Origin of the sequence: Pseudomonas sp. BRG-100 (genome assembly GCF_000737955.1) — a bacterium.
GTDB lineage: Bacteria > Pseudomonadota > Gammaproteobacteria > Pseudomonadales > Pseudomonadaceae > Aquipseudomonas > Aquipseudomonas synxantha_A.
Genome location: NZ_JPRX01000001.1, coordinates 4,814,753 through 4,830,397, shown reverse-complemented (window position 1 = coordinate 4,830,397; position 15,645 = coordinate 4,814,753). Strand labels below are relative to the sequence as shown.

The window sequence follows — 15,645 nt, the reverse complement described above, 5'->3', positions numbered from 1 at the left end:
GTGTCAGGGTTTGTCTTGATCCCTTGGCCAACTCAGGCTGAAGCATGCCCCGCCCAGGTTGTTGCTCTTGCTGATCAACGCCCGCCCGCCGTGCCAATAGATGATCCGCCGCACAATCGACAGGCCAAGGCCATGGCCCCCCGAGGCGCGGGTACGGCTGTCGTCCAGGCGCAGGAACGGCGTGAAAATTCGCTCCCAGGCACTCTCCGGCACGCCGGGGCCATCGTCTTCCACATCAATACGGCAGCGCAGCTGGCCGACCTGATAACTGATCAGCACCTGGCCCTTGGCGTGGCGCATGGCGTTACTGACAAGGTTTTGCAGGGCGCGGTGCAGGTAACGCGGCTCAGCGTCGACCCAGGCGTCCTCCCAGTGGGCCGATGACAGGCAGACACCGCGAGTCACGGTGACCTGCGGGCGCAGTGGCGACAATTCGCCAATCACTTGGTCAAGCAGCGCATCGAGGTCCACTCGCTGGAAATTCAACTCCGGCGCGCCCTGCTCCAGGCGCGCATAGGTGAGCATTTCATCCACCAGGCCATCGAGGTCCTGGATATCGCCGTCCATGCCTTCCAGGTATTTACGCCGCGCCTCGGGAGTGGCGGCGTCACCAATCATCTCCAGGCCAAAACGCAGGCGCGCTACCGGCGTGCGCAGCTCATGGGACACCGCACGCACCAGTTCGCGCTGAATCGCCAGCAATTGCTGCAAGTGCTCGGCCATGCCATTGAACGCGGCAGCCAGGCGCCCTACCGAATCGGCGCCCCGGGCCGGCACGCGCACCTCCAGGTTGCCCTTGGCGATCCGCGTCGCTGCCGCCTCCAGGCCTTTGAGCCGACGCTCCAGCTGGCGCACCAGCAGATAAACGATCAAGCCAATCAGGGTCAGGCCGATCAAGGTGATCAGAATCAGCCACTGTGCCGGATAGGGGTTCATTTGATAGAGCGGGCCGATTTCCAGCACCCACGGCGTACCGACCATGCCGGCAAATACGCGGATCGAATCGCCACCCTTGCCCAGAGCCATCACCGTATCGCCTTCCGCCACGCGACGGCGCTGGTCGTCGTCCATATCGGCCTGGTCGAGGGCCATCAAGTGCATCTCAAAACCAAAGCCCTTGGCCTGCTTGATGTCGGCCAGGCGTTGTGGCTGCTCAGCCACCGGAAAACGCACCAGTTCGTCGGCCAGCAGGTAGATAGTTGCACGGGCCAATTGCTCGCTGATCTGCTGCACTTCACCGGTGAGCACCAGCTGTTCCTGCTCGCTGACCAGTCGCAGCACCCGCGCCGCATGAGGGCCGGTCTGTTCCACCAGCACCTGGCCGCGTTGCAAGCGGTTGCGCTGGCCCAGGTCCAGTTGCGCCTCTGTAAACGTGCGCAGCTCCAGCGGAATGCCCAGCAAACGCTCCCATACCGCCAAGGCACGCAGCCGTTCGATGGCGTTCATGGCTTGCAGGTTATCGCCCATCAAGGCAAAGGTGCCGTGGGCCAGGCTTTCGCGGTATTGGCCGCTGCGCACGTCGTTGAGCAGATGCAACGCCAGGGCGCCGAGCAACGCCACCAGGATCAGCGCCGCGCACATGCCGCCGTAGATGCGCAGGAAGATCGAATTCACAGCGGCATGTCGGCAGCGGCTTCGGGGACGAACAGGTAGCCTTTGCTGCGGATGGTCTTGATCAGGCGCGGGTGGATCGGGTCGTCGCCGATTTTCGGCCGAATGCGCGAGATGCGCACATCAATGGAGCGGTCCTGGCCGTCGTAGCCAATGCCGCGCAGGGCAATGAAGATTTCTTCCCGGGACAGGATGCGCCCGGCATTTGCAACCAATAGCCACAGCAGGTCGAATTCGGCGCTGGTCAGTTCGATCCCGCCATCGTGCAGCCAGGCTTCGCGCAGCGCGTTGTCCACCACCAGCGGGCCGAACTGCAGGCGGCGCTGGTTTTCCCCCGCCGCCGGTAACGCCGGCTCGCTGCGCCGCAATAGCGCCTGGATACGCGCCAGCAACAGGCGCGGGCGCACGGGCTTGCACACATAGTCGTCAGCGCCCATGTCCAGGCCCTGCACCTGGTCCATGTCGTCGGTACGCGCGGTAAGCATCAGGATCACGCCCTCATAGCGCTCGCGAACTTTGCGACAGATGCTCAGGCCATCTTCGCCGGGCAGCATCAGGTCGAGGATCACCAGGTCCGGCTGCTCGGCGATGATGCGCGCCGCAGCCTGGGCGCCATCGCTTTCCACCGACACGCGCAGGCCGTTGCTTTCCAGGTACTCACGGGTCAACTCGGCGAGTCGCTCGTCGTCCTCGATGATCAGTATCTGCCAGGCATCTTGCTCCACGCGCCACCTCATTATTATTAGAAATTCTTTGGCTCACGCGGCCTCCACCGCCCATACCCTGTTTGTCATGTTTTAAGGGCATAACAAAGCCCGATTGTAGCCATGCCCCAACCCTTAAATACAAGCCAGGAATTCCATTCGGTGATGGCGTTTTTTTGTGATAGGGTTCGCGCCCTCAAAATTCCAACCAACGGTTTGCACCTCGGAATATTCGGTGACAAACGGTGTGATCCAGTAGTAATGCGGCCTACACGGGTGTTCCACGATTCATACACATTTTACTCACAGCGTTATCCACAGGTAGTGCGTTGCTAACCCCCCAAAAACGCATTATCTTGTACCTCGGCGCTAAAAAAACCCTACATGTAGGGTTTTAAGCGAAAAAACCAAACACAAGTCAGACCAGAAACTCAAGCGCTTTCTTGCTCACGTTTGGTTGAACCAAAGCATTTTTTCAAAGCCCAAACCGCGCACGCGGATGGCAGCCGTTTTCAAGCCCGCTTGGCTGAAGACGGTACGGGTGTTGCAGGGCTTGAACCAGGCCACTGTCACCCAGCAGGAATACGGCGAAGGGCTCCCGGCCCCAAGCCAAAGACTTCGGCATGGAAGCGGCGCGATGAGCTCCCTTCCTCCTGTCCCGAAGTTGTTATGCCAGGCCCTGGCCTGCTGTAAGTGCTTCAGGACGGAACGGTGGGCACCTTGATGGTGCCCAAATAAATATAGAATGTGGAGACAACCCCCCATGCAAACCGACACAACTCGCGAGAACCCGCAAGGCTCCGTGCCGCAGGCCGCTGATTCGAATCTGGATCTGTCCGCCACCGCACCTGGCCAACTGCGCGTGATCAAGCGTAACGGCACTGTCGTTCCTTATACCGATGACAAAATCACCGTCGCCATCACCAAAGCGTTTCTTGCAGTTGAAGGCGGCACCGCTGCTGCCTCGTCGCGCATCCACGACACCGTTGCCCGCCTGACCGAACAGGTCACCGCGACCTTCAAGCGTCGCATGCCTTCGGGCGGCACCATCCACATCGAAGAAATCCAGGACCAGGTTGAACTGGCCCTGATGCGTGCCGGCGAGCAAAAAGTGGCCCGCGACTACGTGATCTACCGCGATTCGCGCGCCAAGGAACGTGCCGTACGCTCCCCGGCCGAAGAAGCTGCCGTACAAGCGCACCCGTCGATCCGCATCACCCTGGCTGACGGCAGCTTTGCCCCGTTGGACCTGGGCCGCCTGAACACCATCATCACCGAGGCCTGCGAAGGTCTGGAAGAAGTCGACGGTGACCTGATCCAGCGCGAAACCCTGAAGAACCTGTACGACGGCGTGGCCCTGACCGACGTCAACACCGCGCTGGTGATGACCGCCCGTACCCTGGTTGAACGCGAGCCGAACTACTCGTTCGTGACCGCGCGCCTGTTGATGGACACCCTGCGTGCCGAAGGCCTGGGCTTCCTGAAAGTCGCCGACAGCGCCACTCACCACGAGATGGCTGACCTGTACGCCAAAGCCCTGCCGGCCTATATCGCCAAGGGTATCGAGTTCGAATTGCTGAACCCGATCCTGGCCACCTTCGACCTGGAAAAACTCGGCAAGGCGATCAACCACGAGCGCGACCAGCAGTTCACCTACCTGGGCCTGCAAACCCTGTACGACCGTTACTTCATCCACAAGGACGGTATCCGCTTCGAACTGCCGCAAGTGTTCTTCATGCGCGTGGCCATGGGCCTGGCGATTGAAGAGAAGAACAAAGAAGACCGTGCGATCGAGTTCTACAACCTGCTGTCGTCCTTCGACTACATGTCGTCGACCCCGACCCTGTTCAACGCCGGCACCCTGCGTCCTCAGCTGTCGAGCTGCTACCTGACCACCGTGCCGGATGACCTGTCGGGCATCTATCACGCGATCCACGACAACGCCATGCTGTCCAAATTCGCCGGCGGCCTGGGTAACGACTGGACCCCGGTGCGCGCACTGGGTTCTTACATCAAGGGCACCAACGGCAAGTCCCAGGGCGTTGTACCGTTCCTGAAAGTGGTGAACGACACCGCCGTCGCCGTTAACCAGGGTGGCAAGCGCAAAGGCGCTGTGTGTGCCTACCTGGAAACCTGGCACATGGACATTGAAGAGTTCATCGAGCTGCGCAAGAACACCGGTGATGACCGTCGTCGTACCCACGACATGAACACCGCCAACTGGATCCCTGACCTGTTCATGAAGCGCGTCTTCGATGACGGCAAGTGGACCCTGTTCTCGCCATCCGAAGTGCCGGACCTGCACGACCTGACCGGCAAGGCCTTCGAAGAGCGCTACGAGTACTACGAAGCCCTCACCGAGTACCCAGGCAAGGTCAAGCTGTTCAAGACCATCCAGGCCAAAGACCTGTGGCGCAAAATGCTGTCCATGCTGTTCGAAACCGGCCACCCTTGGTTGACCTTCAAGGACCCATGCAACCTGCGCAGCCCGCAGCAGCACGTGGGCGTGGTCCACAGTTCGAACCTGTGCACCGAGATCACCTTGAACACCAACAAGGACGAGATCGCCGTTTGCAACCTGGGCTCGATCAACCTGCCGAACCACATCGTCAACGGCAAGCTGGACACCGCCAAGCTGGAGCGCACCGTCAACACCGCAGTACGCATGCTCGATAACGTAATCGACATCAACTACTACTCGGTGCCACAGGCGCAGAACTCCAACTTCAAGCACCGTCCAGTGGGCCTGGGTATCATGGGCTTCCAGGACGCGCTGTACCTGCAGCACATTCCTTACGGTTCGGATGCTGCGGTCGAGTTCGCCGACAAATCCATGGAAGCGGTGAGCTACTATGCGATCCAGGCGTCCTGCGACCTGGCCGACGAGCGCGGCGCCTACGAGACGTTCCAGGGTTCGCTGTGGTCCAAGGGCATCCTGCCGCTGGATTCGCAACAGATCCTGATCGAAGCCCGTGGCCAGAAGTACATCGACGTTGATCTGAACGAAACCCTGGACTGGGCGCCGGTTCGTGCCCGCGTGCAAAAAGGTATTCGTAACTCCAACATCATGGCCATCGCACCGACCGCCACCATCGCCAACATCACTGGCGTGTCGCAGTCGATCGAACCGACCTACCAGAACCTGTATGTGAAATCGAACCTGTCGGGCGAATTCACCGTGATCAACCCATACCTGGTTCGCGACCTGAAAGCCCGCGGCCTGTGGGACTCGGTCATGATCAACGACCTGAAGTACTACGACGGTTCCGTGCAGCAGATCGAACGCATCCCGCAAGAACTCAAAGAGCTCTACGCGACCGCCTTCGAAGTGGATACCAAGTGGATCGTTGACGCCGCCAGCCGCCGTCAGAAGTGGATCGACCAGGCTCAGTCGCTGAACCTCTACATCGCCGGCGCTTCGGGCAAGAAGCTGGATGTGACCTACCGCATGGCCTGGTACCGTGGCCTGAAAACCACTTACTACCTCCGTGCCCTGGCCGCGACCAGCACCGAGAAGTCGACCATCAACACCGGTAAGTTGAACGCTGTTTCCAGCGGCAACCATGGTGATGATTCGGTTCTCGCAGCTCCTGCCGGTCCGGCACCTGTGCCAAAGGCCTGCGCGATTGACGAGCCGGATTGCGAAGCTTGCCAATAAGCTGAACCTGCCGAGGGTTTAACCACTTAAGGCAGAAAAGCCCCCGATACACCTAGGGTGTATCGGGGGCTTTTTCTTGGGCGGGCATAAAGCCCTTGTTGCGGTACTGCGGTTCGGTCAATAACTGGATTGGCAGCGTGAAGCAGATGCAAATGTGGGAGGGGGCTTGCTCCCGATAGGGTGGTGTCAGTCAATGGATACTTGGCTGATACACCGCTATCGGGGGCAAGCCCCCTCCCACATTTTGAAGCACTAACCTATCAGGTCATCTGGATGATGGTCTGCATGATGGTGCTTTGGGTGGAGATGGTCTTGGCGTTCGCCTGGTAGTTGCTCTGGGCCTTGATCAGGTCAACCAGCTCGTTGGTCAGGTTGACGTTGGAGTTCTCCAGGGAGGTGGCCTTGATCGACCCCAGAGTGCCAGATTCCGGTGCGTCGAAGCCCGGCTGACCCGACGCGAAGGTCTCTTTCCAGGTCGTACCGCCGGCGGGCTGCAGGCCCTGCTCATTGTTGAAGCTGGCCAGAGAAATCTGGCCGATGGCCTTGCTCTGCTGGTTACTGAAGGTGGCGAAGAGCACACCGCTGCCATCGATCTTCAAGCCGGTGATCTGGCCGGTGGCGTAACCATCTGTGACCGGCGGGTTACGGTAGCTGGCCGAGTTGTACTGGGTGACGGTGCCCATGTTGATGGCGATGCCGTCCTTGTTCGCCGTCGCATCGTTAGCCTTCCATACGCCATCGGTCACCGTGCCAGGTACCCAATCCTTGATGGTCAAGGTGTTACCGGCAACACCGCCGGTCACGATGCTCTTGAGGTTACCAGCACCATCGAAGCTCAACGTCGACGGCACAGGCGCCTTCACGTCAGCACCGGTACCGGTAGGCGCCGAACCATCAGGATTGCGGCCATCGATCAAGGTGTAGGCCTGCCACTGGTTGGCATCGGTTTTCACCAGGTACTGCACCATCGGGTGCGCGTTGCCCTGGGAGTCGTACAAGGTGGTGCTGTATTGCGTGGTGAAGGTTTCGGATTTGGTTGGATCAAACGGGTTCTTGGACTGATCGATCACCGGCGACGAGGAGTTCAGGTTGCTGGAAGAGTCCACCTTGGTAGACGCCTTCGGGGGCAGGTTGGCCAGGTTCAGCTGCAGGTCGACCAGGCCACCCTTGGTGATCTTGCCATTCTCGTCCGCGGCATAGCCTTGCAGGCGCGAGGTGCCGGTATTGTTGGTGATATAGCCGTCTTTGTCCGCGCGGAAGGCACCGCTACGGGTGTATTCCAGCGAGCCGTCGCTGCCCTTCTGCACGAAGAAGCCACCGCCCTGGATCGCCATGTCGAGGATGCCACCGCTACCATTGACATCGCCTTGGGTGAACTGCTGGGACACTGCCGCCAGGTTCACACCGTTGCCGATACTGTTCTGGCCGGTGCCCAACTTGGAAGCCGCGTAGATATCGGCGAATTCCGCACGGGATGACTTGAAGCCAGTGGTCGCGACGTTGGCGATGTTGTTGCCGGTCACGTCCAGTTGTTTGTTGGCCGCATAGAGGCCGCTAAGGCCGATATTAAAAGACATGTTTCTCTCCCTCTGCCGTATTTAGCCGGCTCTATGTACCGATAGTCTGAATTTGCGACAGCTTGACGCTGCCCATGCCGCCTGCAAGGTTGAGCAGCATTTCGCCGCCGGTCTTGCTCAAGGTCACGCTGGTGACCGTGGCCGGTAGCGAGGTGGCCAGGGCCACCGCGTCACCTTTGTCGTTCTTGGTGGAGGCATTGAAGGTGTAGGTGCCGGCTGGGGCGACCTCGCCCTTGTCATTCTTGCCGTCCCAAATAAAGCTCTGGCTGCCGGCACTCTGCGCGCCCATATCCACGGTGCGCACGACGTTGCCGTCCTTGTCGGTGATTTTGACGGAAACGTTACCCGCCGCCGATGGCACCTCTACCGAACCGTTCATGCTCTTGCTGGTATCAACCATGGCTTTGTCGGTCTGGATAATGATCGACCGCCCCACCAGCGATGAAGCCTGCAGCGCTTGCGAAGAGCTGAAGTTGCTGGAGATGTTATTCACCGAGTCGTTCAGGGTGTTGATGCCTTCCAGGCTGCTGAACTGGGCAAGTTGGGCCACGAACGCGCCGTTGTCCTGGGGCGACAGCGGGTTCTGGTTTTTCAGCTGGGTTACCAGCAACTGCAGGAATGCGTCCTTGCCCAGCGACTGGTTGCCAGTGGCCGCTTTGGAAACATTCGAGACATTGTTCGAAGCGTCCTTGACCTTGGAATTGAACAGGTCCTGGACTGCCGTGTTGTTTGACGTATCAACGATGGCCATTATTTGGCGCCCCTTATTACTGACCCAGGGTCAGGACCTTCTGCATCATGGCTTTGGCGGTGTTCATCATTTCCGCATTGGTCTGGAACGAACGACTGGCGGAGATCATGTCAGCCATTTCCTCGACCACGTTGACGTTGGGGTAGTAGACGTAACCCTTTTCGTTCGCGGCCGGATGGTTGGGCTCGTAACGGGCCTCCAGGTTGCTCTGGTCTTCGACCACACCCAGCACCTGCACGCCGGAGCCGGCTGCGTCCTGGTTCTGGAACAACGAATCGCTGCCACCGGCCTGGCCACCCTGGAACATGGTGGCAAACACCGGGTGACGGGCACGGTAAGTCTGGTCAATGCTCGAAGAGACGGTCTCGGCGTTGGCGATGTTACTGGCGACGGTGTTCAAACGCGTGGTCTGCGCGCTCATGCCACTGCCGGCAATATTGAAAACACTGGACAGGGACATGGCTTATTCTCCACGCAGGGCTGACATCAGCCCTTTGAATTTGCTGTTGAGCAGGGTAAAGCTGGCCTGGAAGTTCACCGAGTTCTCGGCGTAGTTCGATTGCTCCAACTGCGCGTCGACGGTGTTCTGGTCGATCGACGGCTGCATCGGCGTGCGATACAGCAACGACTCGTCACCCTTGCTCAGGCCTTGCGCTTCGATATGACGGCTGTTGGTCATGTTCAAGGCGAAGGTGCCGTTCTTGGTCTTGTCTTGCTGTGCGGCGAGCACGGCAGAGAAGTCCAGGTCCCGAGCCTTGTAGTTCGGGGTATCGGCGTTGGCAATGTTATTGGCCAGGACTTCGGCACGCTGGGCGCGAAAGCCCAGGGCTTGTTCATGGATACCGAGCGCTTTATCGAAGCTGATGCTCATGGCGGAAACCTTTAGGCTGACCTGCTGTTCGTTAGCAGGGTTATAGCAAGGTGCGTGCCAGTCTTGCGGAGGCCCGTATATCAAGGGTTTCGAGGGTAGGTGCCGGCGACTATGCCAGAAAAGCGGCAACGGGTTTCCGCGTGGCGCCAGTAAAGCGGCAATGGGGAGTTGCCGCTTTCTTCAACGTTGCCGCAGAAACAAATGTGGGAGGGGGCTTGCTCCCGATAGCGGTGTATCAGTGATAAAGACATCAACTGAACCACCGCTATCGGGAGCAAGCCCCCTCCCACACTTTAACTGCGTGCGACTTACTTGGCCTGGTAGATGATCCCCGGGCTGCACTGCACCATCTGGTAATGGTCCGGCAGGCCATTCAACGCTTCGGAAGCACCGAGGAACAGGTAACCGCCGCGCTTGAGCGTGCCGTGGATACGCAACAGGATGTCTTTCTTCACTTCGGCCGAGAAATAGATCAGCACGTTGCGGCAGAACACCATGTCGAACTTGCCCAGGCTGGCGTAGCTGTCGAGCAGGTTGAACGAGCGGAACTCCACGCGATTCTTGATCGGTGCCTTGATCGCCCAGCGCCCGGCGCCTTTGGGGTCGAAGTAACGCTGCAGGCGCTCCTGGGATAAACCGCGGCCCAGGGCCAGGCTGTCGTACTCACCGGTCTTGCAGTTGGTGAGCATGGTGCCGGACAAGTCGGTAGCAACAATTTGCGCGCCGGCTTTCAACTGGCCCATGTTGGTTCGCTCGAACTCGTCGATGGACATCGAGATCGAGTACGGCTCCTGCCCCGAGGAACAAGCCGCCGACCAGATACGCAGGCGCTGGCCAGGACTGGCCTTGATGGCTTCCGGCAACACTTTGTTCTTGAGCACTTCAAAGGGGTAGGTATCTCGAAACCACAGGGTTTCGTTGGTGGTCATGGCATCGACCACCATTTCCTTGAGCCCGCTGCGCGGCTGCCCCTGGATCCGCTGGACCAACTCACCCAGGGACTTGATGCCCTGCTGTTCCATCAGTTTGTTGAGACGGCTGGATACCAGGTACTGCTTGTTTTCACCGAGCAATATGCCACAGGCTTTTTCCAGGAAGACCCGGAACTGTTCGAAATCCAAATTACCCGTAGACAATGATACCGCCTCTTAAATCGTGTGATCGCCGGGGGAAATCCCCTAGCCGTGATCTGCTGCCTTGATCCGGTCGACTACCCGGGATGCGAGGTCATCAGGACGGAATTTGGCCAGAAAGTCATCAGCACCAACCTTCTTGACCATTGCCTGATTGAATACCCCCGACAACGAAGTATGCAGGATGATATGCAGTTTTTGCATGCGTGGATCGTTGCGTATCTCGGCCGTGAGCGTGTAGCCGTCCATTTCCGGCATCTCGATGTCGGAGATCATCATCAGGAATTCTTCTTCGGGCTTCTTGCCTTCGTCCACCAGCTTGCGCAGGTAATCCAAGGCCTGACGACCATCATTGAGGGCCACCACGTCTACACCAACGGTCTGCAGGCAGCGTGTGACCTGCTTGCGCGCCACTGAGGAGTCGTCCACGGTCAATACGCGCAGAGACACCGCCTTGTGTGCAGTCTCGGCATCCACCACACCCACAGAGATGGTTTCCGAGGTGGGCGCCACTTCGGCGAGGATTTTCTCCACGTCGATGATTTCGACCAACTGGTTATCGACCCGTGTCACCGCCGTCAGGTAGTGATCGCGCCCCGTGCCCTTGGGCGGCGGGTGGATCTCTTCCCAGTTCATATTGACGATACGCTCCACCGAGCGCACCAGGAAACCCTGGGTCTTGGTGTTGTACTCGGTGATGATTACAAAGGGGTTCTGGCGGTCTTGCAAACCCGCCGAGCCCGTGGCCATCGCCAGGTCAAGAATGGGAATAGTTGCACCACGGATGTTGGCTACGCCACACACCACTGGGCTGGACTTGGGCATGATCGTCAGCTTGGGGCATTGCAGCACTTCCCGCACTTTGAATACGTTGATGCCGTACAACTGCTTGCCATCCAGGCGAAAAAGCAACAACTCCAGGCGATTCTGCCCTACCAGCTGTGTGCGCTGGTTTACTGAATCCATTACACCTGCCATGCCCTGACTCCTAAATCCTGGGGGTACGACGCGCACCCAACACTAAACGGCACGAGCTTTGCTATTTATTAAACATGGATATTAAAACGACAGTTTCCCGACGCCCTAGCCACCGCAGGCTGTTCAGCACCGTGATGGCGCTGCTTGCCTTGAGCATTGGCGCTACCGCACGCGCCGACAATGTCACCCTGCCTGATCTCCTTATCGGCGTCACCCAGGGTTTTCTTGAATTCACTGTAGAAGATTATCTGGCGACCACGCAGACCCCGGGACGTTATGAAATTCAGGTCAGCCAGTTGGACCCGCGCTTGCGCATGCCGATGTGCGACAAGGAATTGACAGCCACGCTGGAAAGCCCTGCCCAGCCGATCGGACGCGTAACGGTAAAAGTTCGCTGTGAAGGCGCCTCGCCCTGGACGGTATTCGTGCCGGCTCAGGTCAAGCTGTTCCGCGATGTGGTAGTGGTCGCGCGACCGTTGAAACGCACCGGCATCATCGGCTACGAAGATGTGGCCCTGCGCGAGCGCGATATCAGCCTGATCAACCAGGGCTACCTGACCTCAGTGGACCAGGCTATCGGGCAGAGACTCACCCGACCAATGGTCACCGATCAAGTCATCACACTGGTTCATCTGGAACAGGCCGAAGTGATTCGCAAGGGTGACCAGGTGGTGATTTCTGCCAGCAGTGGCGGGCTGAACGTAAGGATGCCAGGGGAGGCACTGTCCAACGGCGGCATGAGCGAACAGATTCGCGTCAAGAACCTCAACTCCAATCGCGTGATCAAGGCGCGGGTCACGGCGCCAGGTCAGGTCGAAGTTGCTTTATAGATCACTGGAATCACAGCCCGGCTTTTCCTACACTGTGTATTGGATGTCGAGCGGTACAGGTTTATTGTCAATCGAGCCTAAAGTTTGCCCGGGTATGGCCGAAAACATGGCAAGCGTCCAAATACCCAGAGGTTTTTTTCACCATGGTCATTGATTTCAGTCGTTTGAATAGCACCCAGGCTTTGCCGGGCAATACGCGCACCAACGGTGCCAAGGACAGCGTAGAAGCCAAGTCCCAGCCCCTGCCCGCCAAGGCAGAGCAGGCCAGCGCCAGCCAGAGCGGGGAATCGGTACACCTGAGCAATGAGGCTCAACAGTTGCAGAAGGTCACTGACTCGCTGCGTGATCAGCCGGTTGTCAATAAAGCTCGCGTGGCTGAGTTGAAACAGGCCATCGCCGACGGCAGCTATAAAGTCGACAGCAGCCGTGTAGCCAGTAAGCTGCTTAACTTCGAAGCCGAGCGCTAGGCAAAAGCCTGCGCAGGGCTTTTGGACGCTTAAAACCCAAGGCCAGCCATGCACCACGACGAACATCTGCTTCAACTGATCATTGATGATCTGGCGCCCACGCACCAGTTGCTTGAGCTGCTCAAGGAAGAATCCCTGGCCCTGTACGGCCGGGACATGCCCTTGCTCGAAGAAATCCTGGCGCGCAAGCAGTCGCTGATTGTGTTGCTCGAACAACACGGCAAGAAGCGCAGCCAGATACTCATCAGCCTGGGCCTGCCTGCCGATCACGAAGGCCTGGCACAACTGGCCAGCCATTCCTCGGTCGGTGATCAATTACTGGCGCAAAGCAAAGAACTCAATCAATTGCTTGCCCAGTGCCAGGAAGCCAACCTGCTCAACGGCCAATCAATCCAGCTTCAGCAAGCCACGACCGCCAATCAGTTGCGCATACTGCACGGTGGTGAGCCTCCGGCCCTGTACAACGCCCAAGGCTCCACCTCTCGCCTGGTCAAGCCAAGTACCCGCAGCCAAGCCTGACACCGGTTTACAGCGCGACCTATCCAAGGAGCGCTACATACTGGCAAAATGCCGGTTCTTGCGTGTAGTCGTACTTTGTCTGGAGATGGAAGAACCGTGTTCAACGCCCCTAATGCGGAAGATGCACCGCAGCCACCGAAGGTGCTCACTACGCCTCTGGAAGTCGCCAGCACATTACGGATGCTGCAAGAAAGCCATGATCCGCTGATCATCACTTTCCACGAACGCAGCCAGCGCTTTCAAAGCTATTTGGTGGATATTGATCGGGACAGCAAAACGCTGGCCCTGGATGAAATGATCCCCCGAGACGGTGAGCGCTACCTCGAGAACGGCGAACCCTTTCGTATCGAAGGCTTCCATGAAGGTGTACGGGTTGCCTGGGAAAGCAATGGCACGCTGAACATCAGCGAAAAAGACGGCCACCGTATCTATAGCGGCAGCATGCCTGATGAAGTGGTTTACCATCAGCGGCGCAATGCATTTCGCGCCGCGCTGAAACTTGCGCAATTGGTGAATATCGAACTGGGCGGCGAGAAGCTCAAGGCACCGATCAGCGGCAAACTTCTGGACATTTCCGCCACCGGCTGCAAATTGCGCTTTGAGGGCGATATCTCCGAGCGCCTGCAGTTGGGCCAGGTCTATGACCGCTTTATCGCCGCCCTGCCCTTTGGCAGCATGACCACCTCCGTCGAACTGCGCTACCTGCACTTCGAAGACAAGATCAACACGACCTTTGCTGGCGTGCGCTTTCACAACATGAGTGGTTTGGTGCAGCGCCAGGTGGAGCGTTTTGTCTACCAGCTGCAGCGCGAGGCTCGGCGCTTCGACAAGGACGATGATCTTTAAGGTTTGGACGCTGAAATAAAAAACGGGCAGTTCCTGATAGGAACTGCCCGTTTTTCGTTCAGGGGCGTGCCCTGCTCAAGTCATGGGGATGTTCATCCGGGTCCACCGGCTCCTGCGGCTCTTCATTGGCTGGCTCATCAGTTACCGGGTCTGGCTCGGGTTCCGGGTCAGGGACAGTGACCTGCATCTGCTCCTGTACCACTTGCTCATCCACCCGTGGGTCTAGCGCTGCTACCAGCGGTGAACTGGACATGCTGTCAGGCATCGCCACGTGATGCAGCGGGGCGTCGTCGACCTGGTGCAGGTTGGTCACTGCTTTGGGGCGGATGCGCCATACCAGGATCAACGCACACAAACTGAAAAACGCGTAGAGCATCTGGCTGCCGAACAACTTCATCACTACGCCCGCCAGCAGTGGGCCGATACTGGCGCCTATGCCGTAGGTCACCAACAACATGGCCGTCAGCGAAACCCGACGATCACCTTCTACATGATCGTTGGAAAAAGCCACTGCCAATGGGTAAAGGCAGAACTGCACCAGCGAACAGAAGAAGCCTGCCACAAACAGCACTTCCAGCGGTACTTGAGTCATGATCGCCAGCGGCAACGCTGTTACGGCCAGGCACAACGCAAAGCAGCGAATCAACAGCGCGCGGTCATAGCGGTCCGATAGCCATCCCAGCGGCCACTGAACGACCAAGCCGGCAAAAATGCAGCTCCCCATGAACAAGCCGACTTGCTCAGTCGTCAGCCCCTGCTGAGACGCGTAGAGCGGCGCCAAACCGTAGAACGACCCAACGATCAAGCCCGCGCCCAGCACCGTACTAAGAGACTGTGGCACACGCTTTATAAAAAAACGGGGCTCCATCGGGGCCGGGTGCAGGGGCGCGGGGTGAATGCGTCGGGTCATGGCCACAGGCACCAGGCACAACGCAAAACACAGCGCGACCAACATCAGCAGTTCAAGCCCAAGGTGAGGATGCATAACCAGGATCAACTGCCCCAGTACCAACCCGAGGTAGGACGCGATCATGTAGCCGCTGAACACTACGCCACGCTGCTTGGCATCCGCCTGTTCATTGAGCCAGCTTTCGATAACCATGTACTGGCACATCATCCCCAGGCCGACGATTATCCGCAGCACGATCCAGGCAGGTAGCCAATCAATCAAGCCATGACCCAGCACTGCCGCGCCGACGATTCCGGCGCAAGTCGCGTAGGCACGAATATGTCCAACGCGGGCAATCAGGCGATGCCCGATCTTGCCGCCCAGTACCAAGCCAAAATAGTTGGCGGCCATCAGCGCACCGACCCACAAACTGTCGACATTGTCTGCCGCCAGGCGCAAGGCCAGGTAAGTACTGAGCAGGCCGGAGCCAATCAGCATCATCAAAGAGGCGAAATAAAGGGCTCGAAAAGATTTCCAGATCTGGCGCATCGGCGTTCCGAGCGGCTCCTTGCGGTAAGGGATTGGGCTATCGGCATGATAGTCCGGGTGGTCGGGTCCGGACAGGCGGTGCGGCCTGTTTCCGGGGATTATTTTGCATAAGAGCTCAGACGTTGCACCTGTGTCTGTAGGTACACAACGATAGAGATAAATACATGACGCCCCTGCTGTGAACCCTGAAGCGCTGCAAGGTTCGACTGATCTTTGAGGCTTTGCAAAAAGCTGTGGGTATTGAATAGCTCGGTACTTTTCA

14 protein-coding genes are annotated in these 15,645 nt (G+C 58.5%); 5 read left to right on the top strand and 9 right to left on the bottom strand.

Features of this window, described 5'->3' with window-relative positions; translation table 11 throughout:
- Positions 1–3 precede the first annotated feature (3 nt).
- Both JH25_RS06010 and JH25_RS06015 read right to left on the bottom strand, forming a co-directional pair.
- A complete protein-coding gene (locus JH25_RS06010; protein WP_032879845.1) occupies positions 4–1,614 on the bottom strand; it encodes an ATP-binding protein in 1,611 nt (536 codons plus the stop codon).
- On the bottom strand, positions 1,611–2,336 hold the full coding sequence (locus JH25_RS06015) for a response regulator (RefSeq protein ID WP_032879844.1): 726 nt from the start codon (positions 2,334–2,336) through the stop codon (positions 1,611–1,613). Before JH25_RS06015 ends, JH25_RS06010 begins: the two co-directional genes overlap by 4 nt.
- A gap of 742 nt (positions 2,337–3,078) precedes the next feature.
- Between JH25_RS06015 and JH25_RS06020 the strand changes: the two genes are divergently transcribed.
- Positions 3,079–5,973, top strand: a complete 2,895-nt coding sequence (locus JH25_RS06020; protein ID WP_032879843.1) for a ribonucleoside-diphosphate reductase subunit alpha — start codon at positions 3,079–3,081, stop codon at positions 5,971–5,973.
- Between the two features lie 260 nt (positions 5,974–6,233).
- On the opposite strand, the gene flgE is transcribed toward JH25_RS06020, so the two are convergent.
- The 6 genes from flgE to JH25_RS06050 form a co-directional block, all read right to left on the bottom strand.
- Positions 6,234–7,550: a flagellar hook protein FlgE gene (flgE, locus tag JH25_RS06025; protein ID WP_032879842.1), complete on the bottom strand. Its 1,317-nt coding sequence runs from the start codon at positions 7,548–7,550 to the stop codon at positions 6,234–6,236.
- A 31-nt stretch (positions 7,551–7,581) separates the two neighbouring features.
- Complete coding sequence (gene flgD, locus JH25_RS06030; RefSeq protein WP_032879841.1) at positions 7,582–8,301, bottom strand: flagellar hook assembly protein FlgD; 720 nt, start codon at positions 8,299–8,301, stop codon at positions 7,582–7,584.
- Between the two features lie 16 nt (positions 8,302–8,317).
- Positions 8,318–8,761, bottom strand: coding sequence for a flagellar basal body rod protein FlgC (gene flgC, locus JH25_RS06035; protein WP_005790586.1), 444 nt, complete (start codon positions 8,759–8,761; stop codon positions 8,318–8,320).
- A gap of 3 nt (positions 8,762–8,764) precedes the next feature.
- On the bottom strand, positions 8,765–9,172 hold the full coding sequence (flgB, locus tag JH25_RS06040; RefSeq protein ID WP_003193573.1) for a flagellar basal body rod protein FlgB: 408 nt from the start codon (positions 9,170–9,172) through the stop codon (positions 8,765–8,767).
- A gap of 308 nt (positions 9,173–9,480) precedes the next feature.
- The gene (cheR, locus tag JH25_RS06045) at positions 9,481–10,308 is read right to left on the bottom strand and encodes a protein-glutamate O-methyltransferase CheR (protein ID WP_005790588.1); all 828 of its coding nucleotides are present in this window, start codon (positions 10,306–10,308) and stop codon (positions 9,481–9,483) included.
- Between the two features lie 42 nt (positions 10,309–10,350).
- Complete coding sequence (locus JH25_RS06050; protein WP_005790590.1) at positions 10,351–11,283, bottom strand: chemotaxis protein CheV; 933 nt, start codon at positions 11,281–11,283, stop codon at positions 10,351–10,353.
- A 74-nt stretch (positions 11,284–11,357) separates the two neighbouring features.
- Between JH25_RS06050 and flgA the strand changes: the two genes are divergently transcribed.
- The 4 genes from flgA (at position 11,358) to JH25_RS06070 (ending at position 13,945) form a co-directional block, all read left to right on the top strand.
- Complete coding sequence (gene flgA / locus JH25_RS06055) at positions 11,358–12,113, top strand: flagellar basal body P-ring formation chaperone FlgA (RefSeq protein ID WP_032879840.1); 756 nt, start codon at positions 11,358–11,360, stop codon at positions 12,111–12,113.
- A 143-nt stretch (positions 12,114–12,256) separates the two neighbouring features.
- Positions 12,257–12,580: a flagellar biosynthesis anti-sigma factor FlgM gene (flgM, locus tag JH25_RS06060; protein ID WP_032879838.1), complete on the top strand. Its 324-nt coding sequence runs from the start codon at positions 12,257–12,259 to the stop codon at positions 12,578–12,580.
- A 48-nt stretch (positions 12,581–12,628) separates the two neighbouring features.
- Complete coding sequence (locus JH25_RS06065; RefSeq protein WP_005790595.1) at positions 12,629–13,099, top strand: flagella synthesis protein FlgN; 471 nt, start codon at positions 12,629–12,631, stop codon at positions 13,097–13,099.
- A gap of 96 nt (positions 13,100–13,195) precedes the next feature.
- Entirely contained in the window at positions 13,196–13,945 is a 750-nt protein-coding gene (locus tag JH25_RS06070; protein ID WP_005790597.1) for a flagellar brake protein, read from the top strand.
- A 58-nt stretch (positions 13,946–14,003) separates the two neighbouring features.
- Here JH25_RS06070 and JH25_RS06075 read toward each other — a convergent pair whose 3' ends face one another.
- Entirely contained in the window at positions 14,004–15,383 is a 1,380-nt protein-coding gene (locus JH25_RS06075; RefSeq protein ID WP_005790600.1) for an MFS transporter, read from the bottom strand.
- Between the last annotated feature and the right edge of the window lie 262 nt (positions 15,384–15,645).

Excerpts from the sequence above, each read along its gene's own strand:
- flgE (WP_032879842.1), bottom strand. The coding sequence starts at position 7,550 with ATGTCTTTTAATATCGGCCTTAGCGGCCTCTATGCGGCCAACAAACAA.
- flgB (WP_003193573.1), bottom strand. The coding sequence starts at position 9,172 with ATGAGCATCAGCTTCGATAAAGCGCTCGGTATCCATGAACAAGCCCTG.
- flgC (WP_005790586.1), bottom strand. The coding sequence starts at position 8,761 with ATGTCCCTGTCCAGTGTTTTCAATATTGCCGGCAGTGGCATGAGCGCG.
- flgA (WP_032879840.1), top strand. The coding sequence starts at position 11,358 with ATGGATATTAAAACGACAGTTTCCCGACGCCCTAGCCACCGCAGGCTG.
- flgD (WP_032879841.1), bottom strand. The coding sequence starts at position 8,301 with ATGGCCATCGTTGATACGTCAAACAACACGGCAGTCCAGGACCTGTTC.
- flgM (WP_032879838.1), top strand. The coding sequence starts at position 12,257 with ATGGTCATTGATTTCAGTCGTTTGAATAGCACCCAGGCTTTGCCGGGC.
- JH25_RS06020 (WP_032879843.1), top strand. The coding sequence starts at position 3,079 with ATGCAAACCGACACAACTCGCGAGAACCCGCAAGGCTCCGTGCCGCAG.
- JH25_RS06075 (WP_005790600.1), bottom strand. The coding sequence starts at position 15,383 with ATGCGCCAGATCTGGAAATCTTTTCGAGCCCTTTATTTCGCCTCTTTG.
- JH25_RS06050 (WP_005790590.1), bottom strand. The coding sequence starts at position 11,283 with ATGGCAGGTGTAATGGATTCAGTAAACCAGCGCACACAGCTGGTAGGG.
- JH25_RS06065 (WP_005790595.1), top strand. The coding sequence starts at position 12,629 with ATGCACCACGACGAACATCTGCTTCAACTGATCATTGATGATCTGGCG.